Origin of the sequence: Sphingobium sp. RSMS (genome assembly GCF_005406185.4) — a bacterium.
GTDB lineage: Bacteria > Pseudomonadota > Alphaproteobacteria > Sphingomonadales > Sphingomonadaceae > Sphingobium > Sphingobium fuliginis.
This window is the reverse complement of sequence record NZ_CM191258.1, coordinates 983125-995329: the sequence shown is the minus strand read 5'-3', so window position 1 is coordinate 995329 and position 12205 is coordinate 983125. Positions and strand designations below refer to the sequence as shown.

The window sequence follows — 12205 nt, the reverse complement described above, 5'->3', positions numbered from 1 at the left end:
CCTCCTGTCAGAAATTATATTTCGCCGCGACGTCGAACCGGTCGACATGGCCGTTGAGATCGTTGACGAGCCGGCGCTCGCCATGCCGGTACTCGATGCCGAGATCGACGTTCTTCACCGGGGAATAGAAGAGGTTGCCGGCGACGCTCCACGCCTGGCGATTGAACATCGCTATGCCCGAAGTCGTCGCCGGATCGAGATCGTCGGCGTAGAAGATGCGCTGATAGCTGGCGATCAGGTTGACGCGCCATTGGTCGTCCAGCGCATAGCGGCCCGCGCCGAACAATGCGAGGTTGCGGACGCGGGCAAGTTCCCCATTGGCCTGGAGGACCGCGTCCGGGCCGAAGTTCAGGCCGAGATAGCGGCCGATCCCTTCGCCATAGCTTGCCTGGAACCGGATGTCGCTGCCATGCCTGTCGTCCAGGAAGATCTTGCCGGCGGCGCTGATGCCCCATCCCAGGCGGGAATCGACGATATGGGCTGCGCCCGTTTTCGCATTGTCGACGCGCAACTGGCGGCCCAGCACCGCAAGGTCGAGGAAACCGAACCCGCCCGCATATTCCAGCCGCCCGGTTATGTCGGGCGCATGGTCCTCGCCATTTTCGACGAGGGCGGGTGCGCCGGCGGTGGCGGAAGCCGTTTCCGGATTTTCCGCCGCCAGATGGAAGGCGAGGCCGTGGCCCAGCGGAAGGCTGTAGCGCACCATCGGCTGGCGCACGAAGATCAGGCCGTCCACGCCCCCGACATAGTCGGTGCTCTCCGGGAAGATCGCGGGGTTGGAGAAATTGGTGAAATCCTGCCCGAAGGTCCAGCGATCGAGCTGGATGAAGGCGCGCCGCATGGCGAGGTCATAGGCGTTGGTCGTGCGCTGCGTGCCCTGGCCCAGCGCCTGGGGCGTGCCGGGCGCGGCCTGGAAGTCGAATTCGATATAGGCCTTCAGCGCATGCTTGCCGAGCTTGGTCGTGGCATCCACCCAGAAGCGCGTCTGCTTGGCCGAGAAATCGGTGACATGGGTGGGGGAAGTCGGGGAGGCGGGATTGAAGACGGGAATGGACTGCGGCAGATAGAGGTCGCGCCCCAGCGTGTTGCTCGGATCGTCGCCGCCGCTGTAGCGGGCGCTGCTCGCGAGCAGCTTCACATAGCCGGACAGGACGACATTGCTATTGCCAGAGCGGAAGCCAAGCCTGGGCGTGCCGTCCGCCAGTCGGCTCATCTGCGCCGAAGCCTCCTGGCTCTTGCGGGTGGCGTCGGCGGCGGCGGCGCGGGTTTCGTCCTGCTGGCTGCGCGCGGCGGCGAGTTCCGTCCGGAGCTGGGTGATCTCGCTCTCCATCCGTTCCAGACGCGCGGCGAGATCCGCCTCCTTCATGGTCTGCGCGCCGGCCAACTGGGGCGCGGCGAGCGCGCTCGCCCCCAGCAGCACGCGCAATAATGGCCTGTTCGGCTTTGGCATCGACCTCTCCAGGATCCGGCTTGTGTTCCGGCTATGGTCAGGATCGCGCATGCCGCCGTGGCGCGACAGCCGAACCATGGTCGGACATGTTCGACCTTCGTCGGGGGTCCGATGTGCGCCTGCGGCAATTAGGATGCCGCCCACGGATCGGTAGCGATCAAGGAGAGGAGTGCGAGACTATGGACCAGGGCATTTACCCCGTTCCCAACCACTGGGCGAACGAAGCGCTGGTCGACGCCGCGCGATACCGGCAGATGTATGCGCGCTCGATCACCGATCCGGATGGCTTCTGGGCGGAGGAGGCGCAGCGCCTGGACTGGATGCGTCCTTTCAGCCAGGTGAAGGCGACCAGTTTTTCGGCGGAGGATTTCGGCATAAGCTGGTTCGCTGACGGCACGCTCAACCTGTCCGCCAATTGCCTCGACCGCCATCTGGCGGAGCGTGGCGACGCCATCGCGATCCTCTGGGAGCCCGACGATCCGGCAGAGCCCGAACGGCGCATCAGCTATCGCGCGCTGCATGAGGCGGTATGCCGCTTCGCCAATCTGCTGAAGGCGCGGGGCGTCAGGCGGGGCGACCGCGTCACCCTCTATCTTCCCATGGTGCCGGAGGCGGCGGTCGCGATGCTGGCCTGCGCGCGGATCGGCGCGATCCACTCGATCGTCTTCGCCGGCTTCTCGCCCGAAGCGCTTGCCGGCCGCATCGAGGATTGCGCGAGCCGCATCGTCGTCACCGCCGACGAGGGCCTGCGCGGCGGCAGGAAGGTTCCGCTGAAGGCGAATGTCGACGCCGCCCTCGCCCATTGCGCGGATGTCGATACCGTCATCGTGCTGCGCCGCACCGGCGCCGATGTGGCGATGGTCGGGGGGCGCGACATCGACTGGGCCACGGCGGTGGAAGCCCAGCCCGCGGAGTGCGAGCCGGAGGAGATGGGCGCGGAAGACCCGCTCTTCATCCTCTATACCTCCGGTTCGACGGGCAAGCCGAAGGGCGTGCTGCACACGACCGGCGGCTATGCCGTCTGGGCGGCGATGACGCACCAATATGTGTTCGATTATCGCCCCGGCCAGATCTACTGGTGCGCCGCCGACATCGGCTGGGTCACGGGCCACAGCTATGTCGTCTATGGGCCGCTGATGAACGGCGCGACGACCGTGATGTTCGAGGGCGTGCCCAATTTCCCGGATGCATCCCGCTTCTGGCAGGTGGTGGACAAGTTCGGCGTGGAGATTTTCTACGGCGCCCCCACCGCCCTGCGCGCGCTGATGCGCGAGGGCGACGAATGGGTGCGCAAGACCAGCCGCAAGTCCCTGCGGCTGCTGGGCAGCGTCGGTGAACCGATCAATCCGGAGGCGTGGGAATGGTATCATCAGGTCGTGGGTGAAGGGCGTTGTCCCATCGTCGACACCTGGTGGCAGACCGAGACCGGCGGCGCGATGATCAGCCCGCTGCCCGGCGCTGTCGCGCTCAAGCCGGGCTCAGCGACGTTGCCGATGTTCGGGGTCAGGCCCGAACTGGTCGATGGCGACGGGCGGCTGATCGAGGGGGCGGGCGAAGGCTGCCTCGTCCTCGCGGATAGCTGGCCGGGGCAGATGCGCACCGTCTGGGGCGATCATGACCGCTTTTTCCAGACCTATTTCACGACCTTTCCGGGGCGCTATTTCACCGGCGACGGATGCCGGCGCGACGAGGACGGCTATTATTGGATCACCGGCCGCATCGACGATGTCATCAACGTTTCCGGCCACCGCATGGGCACGGCGGAGATCGAGAGCGCGCTCGTCGCCCATCCCAAGGTTGCCGAGGCCGCCGTCGTCGGCATGCCGCACGACCTCAAGGGGCAGGGCATCTACGCCTATGTCACCACCAATGCCGATGTCGAGCCGGACGACGCCCTGCGCGGCGAGCTGATACGCTGGGTACGCAGCGAAATAGGCCCCATCGCATCGCCGGACGTGGTGCAGTTCGCCCCCGGCCTGCCCAAGACCCGTTCGGGCAAGATCATGCGGCGCATATTGCGGAAGATCGCGGAAAACGACGTTTCCAACCTGGGCGACACGTCGACGCTTGCCGATCCCACCGTGGTCGATAATCTGCTGGCGAACAGACCACGGTTGGAAGAGGCGCAATAGAAACGATTCTCATCGCGGACGACCACCCGCTTTTCCGTCAGGCGCTGGCGGTGGCGGTGATGAAGGTCGCTCCGCGGGCCAGCATCATCGAAGCGGGGACGCTCGCCGGCGCCGTTCAGGCGGCGAGCGGGGCCACGGGCCTGCGCCTCATCCTGCTCGACCTGAAGATGCCGGGCGCGGTCGGCTATTCGGGCATAGCGCTGTTGCATGCGGAACAGCCGGACGTGCCGATCCTGGTGGTTTCAAGCGCGGACGGGGCCAAGGCGGCGGAGGAAGCCCAGGCGCTGGGCGCCGTCGGCTTCCTCTCCAAGGATAGCGACCTGCCCGCGATCGAGGCGGCGATCGCGCGGGCGTTGGGCGGCCACCGGCTCCCGCCCGCTCCGCCGCGACCCGAGGATGCGGTCCAGAAGGAGATCGCATCCCTGACGCCGACCCAGTTGAAGGTCCTGCTGGAGGTGCTGAACGGCAAGCTGAACAAGCAGATCGCGCACGACCTCATGGTGACCGAAGCGACGGTGAAGGCGCATATGACCGCGATCATGCGCAAGCTGGATGTGCAGAACCGCACGCAGGCGGCACTGGTCGCGCGCTCGCTGGGGCTCGATCTCAACCACTGACGCGGGCCAGGAAGGCCGAGATCGCCTCCGGCGCCGCAGGCTTGGCGATGAAGGCGATGTCGAGCATGGCGGCGCGGGTGGCGAGGCTCGCATCGTCCTCCGCCGTGACCAGCGCGGCGGGCAATCCCGGATGCTCCCGCCGCAGCGCCGCGATCAGGGCAAGGCCGTCCTCTTGCGTCCCAAGCTGGAAGTCGACCAGCGCGGCGTCGGCTGCGGACGCGAGCTTTCGGGCGGTCCTGCCTTCGGCGGCGGCCAGCGGCCGATGGCCGAGGCTGGCCAGCAGCGCCTCGGTCGCGGCTACGATCATCGGATCGTCATCGACCACCAGCACGGCCAGACCCCTCGCCGCCGGAAGGGGGGCCTGCGCCCCCGGTGCCGGTGCCGGCGCGGCTGGCCCGGTTGCGGCAGGCATCAGCAGGCTGAACCGGCTGCCCTTTCCGGGCACGGACCGCACCTCGATCCGCCCGCCGAGCAGCCGGACGATGCGGCGTGCAAGGGCGAGGCCAAGGCCGAGTCCCTCGACGTCCAGCGCGCCGAGCCGGGTGAATTCTCCGAAGATCGTCCCGATCTGGTCGGCGGCGATGCCGACGCCGCTATCGACGACGTCGATCCGGATCATCGAACCCCTGCGCCGGACGCCCAGTAATATCCCGCCCTGCTGCGTGTAGCGCAGGGCGTTGGAGACGAAATTCTGGAGGACCGAGCGGAGCAGTCCCGGGTCGGTATCGAGATGGCCGGAAAGGGGACCGGTCAGCAGGCGCAGCCCCTTCTCCTTCGCCATCGGCGCGAATCCTTCAGCAAGGCTGGTGAGAAACGGCGTAAGGTCGATCGGCTCCGGGCTGGGCTCGACACCGCCGGCATCGAGCTTGCTGATGTCGAGGAGAGCGCGAAGCAGCCCTTCCGCCGCCATGATCGCGCTGTCGATGCGTTCGGCAAGGATGTGCGGCGTTCCTTCCACCTCGCGTTGCAGGGCGGCGGTGAACAGCCGCGCGGCGTGGAGCGGCTGAAGCAGGTCGTGGCTGGCGGCGGCGAGGAATCGGGTCTTGTCCTTCGTCGCCTCGGCCAGGCGCAAATTGGTCTCGCTGAGTTCGCGTGTGCGGTCGGCGACGCGGGTTTCCAGTTCCGCCAATGTGCGGCCCAGCTCGTCGCGGATGCGTGCATCCTCGGTGATGTCGATGAAGCTGGTGACATAGCCGCCGCCGGGCATCGGCCCGCCGATGGTCTTGATGACGCGGCCGTCCTTTCGCCGCCGTTCGAAACTGTGGGGCAGGCCGCGGCGCATGTGCCGAAGACGTTTCCTGACGTGGAATTCTATGTCCTCGTCGCCGAAATCGCCCAGCCGCCCATTATGGCGGATCAGTTCCGCGATCGGCACGCCCACCCGCAGGAAGCCGGGAGGAAAGTCGAACAGGTCGAGATATTGGCTGTTCCATGCGATCAGGTTCATGTCGGCGTCGACCACGCTGATGCCGGCATCGATATGCTCGAAGGTCGCGGCGAGCAGTTCGCGGGAGAAGCGAAGCGACTGGCCGCGCTCTCCCAGCAGCCGGGTAACGTCGGAAAGGCTCATCTGCCCCCCGGCCAGTGCCGAGGCGACCAGCGCGCGGGCGGAGGAAGCGCCGACGACGCGCGCGATGAGCGTGCGGGCGCGCTGCGCCGACCGCCTGTCGATGGGCGTGCCCCGCATGGCCGCCGGAAATTCGCGGGCAGCCTCCTCTTCACCGATGAAGCTGGCGGTGAGCTGCGCCAGTTCGGCCAGGTCGGTGATCGGGCGCTGGCTGCCCAAGCGGGGCAGGACGGGCGCCTTCACCTTGCGCGCGGCGACCAGGCCGAAGACCAAAAGGTTCGCGCCCAGGCTCCACGCCACGCCATGCACCAGCGGCGACGCGGCGCCGATGCCGAAGAGGCGCAGGGGATCGGCGGCGCTTCCCTCCAGCGCATCCAGCCAGGCGGGCGGCAATATGGGCGGCAGGGCGAGGGTGTAGAACCAGATGACAAGGCCGACGGCAAGGCTTGCCCGCGCCGCCAGCGCATCGCGACCCGGCGCATAGGTGGCCAGGATCAGGTGCGGCGTGAACTGCGCCATGGCGGCGAAGGCGACAAGGCCGATCGAGGCGAGCGACTGTTCGGCCGAAACCAGCAGCGCCCAGGCGAGCGCCGCCGCGATGATGGCGAGGATGGAGAGGCGCCGCACGAGCAGCATGCGCCGGCCGAGCGCCCCGGCGCCCGCTTCCCCGCCGTTCTCGCGCGCGAGCAGGGTGGGGAAGAGGAGGTCGTTCGAGACCATGGTCGCGAGCGCGGTCGAATCGACCACGACCATCGACGCCGCCGCCGCGATCCCGCCCAGCAGGGCCAGGGCAAGCACGATGCCCTGTCCGGTCATTCCGGGCAGGGCCAGCATGTAGAGATCGGGTTGGGCGCCGCGCAGCAGGCTTGCGCCGGCCAGCGCGATGGGCAACACCATCAGCGCCATCGCGCCGAGATAGGCGGCCAGTCCCCAGCGCGCGCCGACAAGATCGCCCGGTTCCCGCGCCTCAACCAGGCCCATGTAGAATTGCCGGGGCAGGACGATGACGGCCATGGCGGAGATGAGGAAGATGATGCCGACCTCGATCGACAACCGTTCCGGCCGGAAATTGGCGGACAATATGGCGACGCCGCGGCTGAGGTCCGTCGGGTCCGCCTGTCCCAGCAGGACGAAGGCGAGGACGGCCACCGCGGTCAGCGCGACGATCTTGAGGAGGGATTCGATGCCGATCGCATAGACCAGGCCTTCGCTGCGCCCCGCCAGTTCGAACCGGCGGGCGCCGAACAGCATGGCGAACAGCGCCAGCAGCCAGGCGGCGGTCAGCATGGTCAGCGTCGCGACGGGGCGGCCCGTCACGATGGAGATCGCGCTGCCGATGGAGCGGAATTGCAGCGCGACATAGGGCACTGTTCCCAGCAAGGCGATGACCGTGACCAGACGGGCCACGACCACATCGTGACCGAAACGCGCGGCGATGAAGTCGGACACGGTGGTTGCCTGTTCCTCCGCCACCGCCTCGGCCAGCCTGCGCAGGAAACGGGGCGCGACGATCAGCAGGCAGATCGGCGCGAGATAGATGGGGAGGTAATGCCAGCCGTCGCGCACGGCGCTCCCGACCGCGCCGTAGAAGGTCCAGCTTGAGCAATAGACGCCCAGCGCCAGCGCATAGGCGCCGTGGCGCACGTCATAACGGCCGAGCGCAAGGCCGCCGCGCCTCTCGACGATGGTGGCGATCCCGAACAGCAGCAGGACGATCGCGAGCGCGAGAAGGGCCGCCGAAAGCAGACTCATGGCCCATCTCTACTGGCTCGACGACGCCGGAACAATGCGCCGAAGAGGTCGTATTTCCGCCGGTGCGCGGAGCGCCCGGTTCCGGCAATTCCGCCTTATCGGTCGCTGATATTGGAGCCCGTCGCCTGATTATCCGCGCCCGGCGCGTTGGGCGGCACCTCGCCAGATCCGCTGGTCGGCAGCGGTCCTGCGGCGCCATTGCCCGGCGCATCGTCCGCGCGGTTGATGGCCGATCCGTTGACTGCATTCCGGTCGGACGGGGTCTCGCCCGAACAGGCCCCGGCAAGCAGGCTGCCTGCGATCAAAAGCATACGGACCATCCTTTCCTCCTCTCTTGGCATGCGCACCAGCGTCCCGCGAGCCGATCACCGACCTGCGCCTCATCAAACGCGACCGGGCGCCGGGCGATCCTGTCCCATCGATGACGCAGGTTAGGGCGCGGTCGGGTTTCGGGCCCTGCTCCAGGTCTTGGTCTTACCGCCGCCGCAATCGGACGACCGCTTCGTCCAGGGCGGACAGGAAGCGGGACCGGTCGGCCTTCGCGAACGGCGCTGGTCCGCCGACGCCGTCCGCCAGGATGCCGGCGCGCAAGTCCGCCTTGACCGCCCGTACCGCCACGGCATTGCCGATGGAGGCATGGGTGAAGGGCTTGCCCGTGGGCGCGATCACCGCACCGCATCCAGCCTTCAGGCATCGGTCGGCCAGCAGGATGTCCGCGGTGATGATGATCGAGCCGGCGTCCACATGCCCGGCGATCCAATCATCCGCCGCATCGAAGCCCTCGCCCACAACGATGCGGGAGACGAGCGGATGCGCCGGCACCCTGATGGGACTGTTGCTGACGACGATGACCGGCACGCCATGGCGCCAGGCGACCTTGTAGGTCTCCTCCTTCACCGGGCAGGCGTCGGCATCGATAAGGATGTTGGGCGTTTTGGTCTGGGACATGGCTGCCGCTCCATGCACCGCCTGATGGGCGCCGCGCAAGGCGGGATGAATGCGTGATCTAATCCGCCGGGCGCATCGGTTCGCCCTCCGGCGGCATGGCGCCCGTGGGGGGTCGCGACGCCGGATCGGGCGCGTCGATGCTTGAATGGATCATCAGGCCGACGATGACGACAATGCTCAACAGGATCGCCGTCAGCAGCAGGCCCAGGCCAAGCCTTCTGCGTCGCCCGCTCATCGCCTGTCTTTGGCGCGGGGCTCGGGCCGCGCCGGCAGCTCATCCAGCTTCGCGAGCAGGTCCTTGAAGAGGTCGTCATCCTGTATGGGAAAGTGCCGCCGGAATCCTTGACCGAGAAGCTCAAGGTCTTTCGCTGTCAGCAGGCCAATGGAAACGATCTGGTCCGGCACGGCATCCTCCTTATCGCTGGGAACTGCGGCGGAGCCTGCAAGTGCCAAGGATTCCACCTGCGACATGAAATCTCTCCCGCTCCCCCGGCAGCAAGCCGGGGGAGCGGGCCATTCCCCTTTCAGGAGATGGCCGCCATTTCCTCCTGTCCCAGCGCAGCCGACCCGCCCCGCCGGCCGAAGCGGGCATAGAGCGTCGGCAACAGGAACAGGGTCAGCAAGGTTGCGGAAACAAGGCCGCCGATGACCACGGTGGCGAGCGGCTTTTGCACCTCCGCCCCGGGGCCGGTCGCCAGCGCCATCGGCACGAAGCCGAGCGAGGCGACCAGCGCCGTCATGACCACCGGCCTCAGCCGCGCCCGGGCGCCTTCACAGGCTGCCTTGCCGCGATCCATGCCGCGCGCCATCAGGTCCTGGATCGACGTCACCATGACCAGCCCATTGAGCACGGCGATGCCGGACAGGGCGATGAAGCCCACCGCGGCCGAGATCGAGAAAGGCATGCCGCGCAGCGCCAGCGCCAGAACGCCGCCGACCAGCGCGAGAGGGATGCCGGTGAAGACGATCACGGCGTCCCGCACGCTGCCGAGCGCCCCGTAGAGCAGCAGGAGAATGAGCGCGAAGCAGGCCGGTACGACCAGCAGCAGCCGTTCCCGCGCCGATGCCAGATTTTCGAACTGGCCGCCCCATTGGAGATAGGTGCCGGCGGGCAGCCGCACGTCCCGCGCGATCCCCGCCCGCACATCCGCGACGACGCCGGACACGGCGCGCCCGCGCACATTGGCCTGCACGACGATCCGGCGCTTGCCGTTTTCGCGGCTGATCTGGTTCGGGCCGTCGACCAGCGCGATTCGGGCGACGCTTGCCAGCGGCACGAAGGCACCCGCCGGAGTGGGCACCGGCACCTGGCCCAGCGTCTCCAGATCGGTTCGCGCCTCCTCGCCCAGCCGGATCGTGACGGCAAAGCGCCTGTCGCCCTCGAAGATCATGCCCGCGTCGCGCCCGCCCACCGCGGCGGCCAATATGTCCTGCAACACCCGCGCGCTGATGCCCAGCCGCGCCATCGCATCGCGATTGGGTTGCACCTCGAGAATGGGGAGGCCTTCGGTCTGTTCCACCCGCACGTCGGTGGCGCCCGGGGTCCGCCGCAGCACGGCGGCGATGCGATCCGCCGTGCCGCTCATCTGGTCGACATCGTCACCGAAGACCTTGATGGCGATGTCGCCGCGCACCCCCGCGATCAGCTCGTTGAAGCGCATCTGGATCGGTTGGGTGATGTCATAGGCGTTGCCCGGCAGCTTCGCGAGCCGCTGCTCCAGCCGTTCGACCAGATCCGCCTTGGCGAGGCGGGGGTCGGGCCATTGCGCGCGGGGCTTCAGGATGACGAAGGTGTCGGTCGCATTGGGCGGCATGGGGTCCGAAGCAAGCTCGGCCGTGCCCGTCTTGGAAAAGACGAAGCGGACTTCGGGCTCGCCCGCGACGACGCGTTCGACCGCGAACTGCATGGCCTGGCTCTGGTCGACCGAAGTGCCCGGAACGCGGACCGCCTGGACGAGTATGTCGCCCTCGTCGAGCTGGGGCAGGAATTCCTGCCCCAGCATCGAAAAGCCGGCGATGGCCGCCAGAAATGCCGCGACCCCGATTCCGATCGTCCGGCTGGGCCGGCGCATCGCCGCTTCCAGCCCCGGCCGATAGCGTGCGTTCAGCCAGGACATGATCCGCCCCTCCTTCTCCTCGACCGGCTTCGACAGCAGCAGGGCCAACATGGCCGGAACGAAGGTCAGCGAGAGGATGAAGGCGAAGCCGAGCGCGAGGATGACCGTCATCGCCATCGGCGTGAAGGTCTTGCCCTCCACCCCGTCCAGCGTGAGGAGCGGGACATAGACGAGGATGATGATCGCCTGGCCGTAGACGGACGGGCCTATCATCTCGCGCGCGGCCAAGGCTACGGCCGACAGCCTTTCTTCAGGGTTCAGCGTCCGGCCACTGTCATGCTGGTGCTCGGCGATCCGGCGCAGGGCATTTTCCACGATGATGACGGCCCCGTCGACAATGAGCCCGAAGTCGAGCGCGCCCAGGCTCATGAGATTGGCCGAGACACCGCCGCGCAGCATGCCGAAGCTGGTGAGCAGCATGGTGATGGGGATGACCAGCGCGGCGATCAGCGCGGCTCTGAAATTGCCGAGCAGGGCGAACAGCACGACGATGACGAGCAGCGCGCCTTCGGACAGGTTCTTCGCCACCGTGCCGATCGTCGCGTTGACCAGCGCGGTGCGATCCAGCACGGGCTCTACGATGACGTCGGTTGGCAATGAGGCATTGATCTCGTCCAGTCGCCCGGCGACGGCGGAGGCAACGGCCCGGCTGTTTTCCCCGATCCGCATGACCGCGGTGCCGACGACGACCTCCCGTCCGTTCTCGGATGCGGACCCCATCCGCAGCGCCTGGCCGGTCCGCACCGTCGCGACCTGATGGAGCAGGATGGGAACGCCTTCCCGCGTCGCGATGACCGTTCGGCTGAGATCGTCGGCGTTGCGGATGCGGGCATCCGACCGCACCGTCAGCCCTTCGCCGTTGCGGTCGATGACGCCCGCGCCGACGGCGCTGTTATTCTCCTCCAATGCGGTCGCCAGATCGTTGAGGCTCAGGTTCAGCGCCGCGAGCCGCTGGACATCGGGCGCGACCTGATATTGCTTCACATGGCCGCCGATGGAATCGATGCCGGCGATGCCTGGCGTGTTCTTGAGCAGCGGGGCGACGATCCAGTCCTGCACCGTGCGCAGATAGGTCGCCTGATCGGACTGGCCGACCAGCCGCTCGCCCTCCGGCGTGATATAGCTGCCGTCGGGCTGGATGCCGGGTTCGCCGGGCGAGTGTCGATCATCCTTGCGATGGGCCAGATGGACCGTCCACATATAGACTTCGCCAAGGCCGGTGGCGATCGGGCCCATTTCAGCCGTGACGCCGTCCGGCAGGCTATCCTCCGCGCTGCGCAGCCGTTCGGCAACCTGGGCGCGGCCGAAATAGATGTCGGTGGAATCGGTGAAGACCGCCGTCACCTGGGCGAAGCCATTGCGGCTCAGCGATCTTGTATATTCCAGCCCCGGCACCCCCGCCAGCGCGGTCTCTATCGGGAAGGCGACCTGCTTTTCGACCAGTTCGGGCGACAGCGCGGGCGCGCGGATATTCACCTGCACCTGGTTGTTGGTGATGTCGGGAACCGCGTCGATGGGCAGGCGGCTGAGCGCCCAGCCGCCGATCGCGGCCGCGATGAGGGTGACGAGCAGCACGAACCAGCGCCGCTCGACCGAAAAGGTCACGATACGCCCGATCATGG

9 protein-coding genes are annotated in these 12205 nt (G+C 67.6%); 2 read left to right on the top strand and 7 right to left on the bottom strand.

All coding sequences use genetic code 11. From position 1 onward, the window contains the following. Positions 1-7: 7 nt before the first annotated feature. Positions 8-1450: a DcaP family trimeric outer membrane transporter gene (locus tag EGM87_RS22475; RefSeq protein WP_025550014.1), complete on the bottom strand. Its 1443-nt coding sequence runs from the start codon at positions 1448-1450 to the stop codon at positions 8-10. A gap of 179 nt (positions 1451-1629) precedes the next feature. Here EGM87_RS22475 and acs point away from each other — a divergent pair, with 179 nt between their 5' ends. Together acs and EGM87_RS22465 are read left to right on the top strand one after the other, a co-directional pair. Then, a complete protein-coding gene (gene acs / locus EGM87_RS22470) occupies positions 1630-3582 on the top strand; it encodes an acetate--CoA ligase (protein ID WP_099186592.1) in 1953 nt (650 codons plus the stop codon). A 59-nt stretch (positions 3583-3641) separates the two neighbouring features. Then, entirely contained in the window at positions 3642-4199 is a 558-nt protein-coding gene (locus tag EGM87_RS22465) for a LuxR C-terminal-related transcriptional regulator (RefSeq protein ID WP_229742670.1), read from the top strand. On the opposite strand, the gene EGM87_RS22460 is transcribed toward EGM87_RS22465, so the two are convergent. The 6 genes from EGM87_RS22460 to EGM87_RS22435 form a co-directional block, all read right to left on the bottom strand. Next, on the bottom strand, positions 4189-7518 hold the full coding sequence (locus tag EGM87_RS22460) for a PAS-domain containing protein (protein ID WP_065846469.1): 3330 nt from the start codon (positions 7516-7518) through the stop codon (positions 4189-4191). The two genes, EGM87_RS22465 and EGM87_RS22460, sit on opposite strands and share 11 nt — an antisense overlap. Before the next feature lie 95 nt (positions 7519-7613). Next, on the bottom strand, positions 7614-7838 hold the full coding sequence (locus EGM87_RS22455) for a hypothetical protein (protein ID WP_229742647.1): 225 nt from the start codon (positions 7836-7838) through the stop codon (positions 7614-7616). A 154-nt stretch (positions 7839-7992) separates the two neighbouring features. Beyond that, entirely contained in the window at positions 7993-8466 is a 474-nt protein-coding gene (locus tag EGM87_RS22450) for a YaiI/YqxD family protein (protein ID WP_099187045.1), read from the bottom strand. A 58-nt stretch (positions 8467-8524) separates the two neighbouring features. Beyond that, the gene (locus EGM87_RS22445; RefSeq protein WP_167706776.1) at positions 8525-8701 is read right to left on the bottom strand and encodes a hypothetical protein; all 177 of its coding nucleotides are present in this window, start codon (positions 8699-8701) and stop codon (positions 8525-8527) included. Then, on the bottom strand, positions 8698-8937 hold the full coding sequence (locus tag EGM87_RS22440) for a hypothetical protein (RefSeq protein WP_025549459.1): 240 nt from the start codon (positions 8935-8937) through the stop codon (positions 8698-8700). Before EGM87_RS22440 ends, EGM87_RS22445 begins: the two co-directional genes overlap by 4 nt. Positions 8938-8990: 53 nt before the next feature. After that, the gene (locus tag EGM87_RS22435) at positions 8991-12203 is read right to left on the bottom strand and encodes an efflux RND transporter permease subunit (protein WP_137708758.1); all 3213 of its coding nucleotides are present in this window, start codon (positions 12201-12203) and stop codon (positions 8991-8993) included. Positions 12204-12205: the final 2 nt, after the last annotated feature.

Coding starts and splice junctions, on each gene's coding strand:
- EGM87_RS22455 (WP_229742647.1), bottom strand. CDS start 7,838: ATGGTCCGTATGCTTTTGATCGCAGGCAGCCTGCTTGCCGGGGCCTGT.
- EGM87_RS22450 (WP_099187045.1), bottom strand. CDS start 8,466: ATGTCCCAGACCAAAACGCCCAACATCCTTATCGATGCCGACGCCTGC.
- acs (WP_099186592.1), top strand. CDS start 1,630: ATGGACCAGGGCATTTACCCCGTTCCCAACCACTGGGCGAACGAAGCG.
- EGM87_RS22435 (WP_137708758.1), bottom strand. CDS start 12,203: ATGATCGGGCGTATCGTGACCTTTTCGGTCGAGCGGCGCTGGTTCGTG.
- EGM87_RS22460 (WP_065846469.1), bottom strand. CDS start 7,518: ATGAGTCTGCTTTCGGCGGCCCTTCTCGCGCTCGCGATCGTCCTGCTG.
- EGM87_RS22475 (WP_025550014.1), bottom strand. CDS start 1,450: ATGCCAAAGCCGAACAGGCCATTATTGCGCGTGCTGCTGGGGGCGAGC.
- EGM87_RS22440 (WP_025549459.1), bottom strand. CDS start 8,937: ATGTCGCAGGTGGAATCCTTGGCACTTGCAGGCTCCGCCGCAGTTCCC.
- EGM87_RS22445 (WP_167706776.1), bottom strand. CDS start 8,701: ATGAGCGGGCGACGCAGAAGGCTTGGCCTGGGCCTGCTGCTGACGGCG.
- EGM87_RS22465 (WP_229742670.1), top strand. CDS start 3,642: ATGAAGGTCGCTCCGCGGGCCAGCATCATCGAAGCGGGGACGCTCGCC.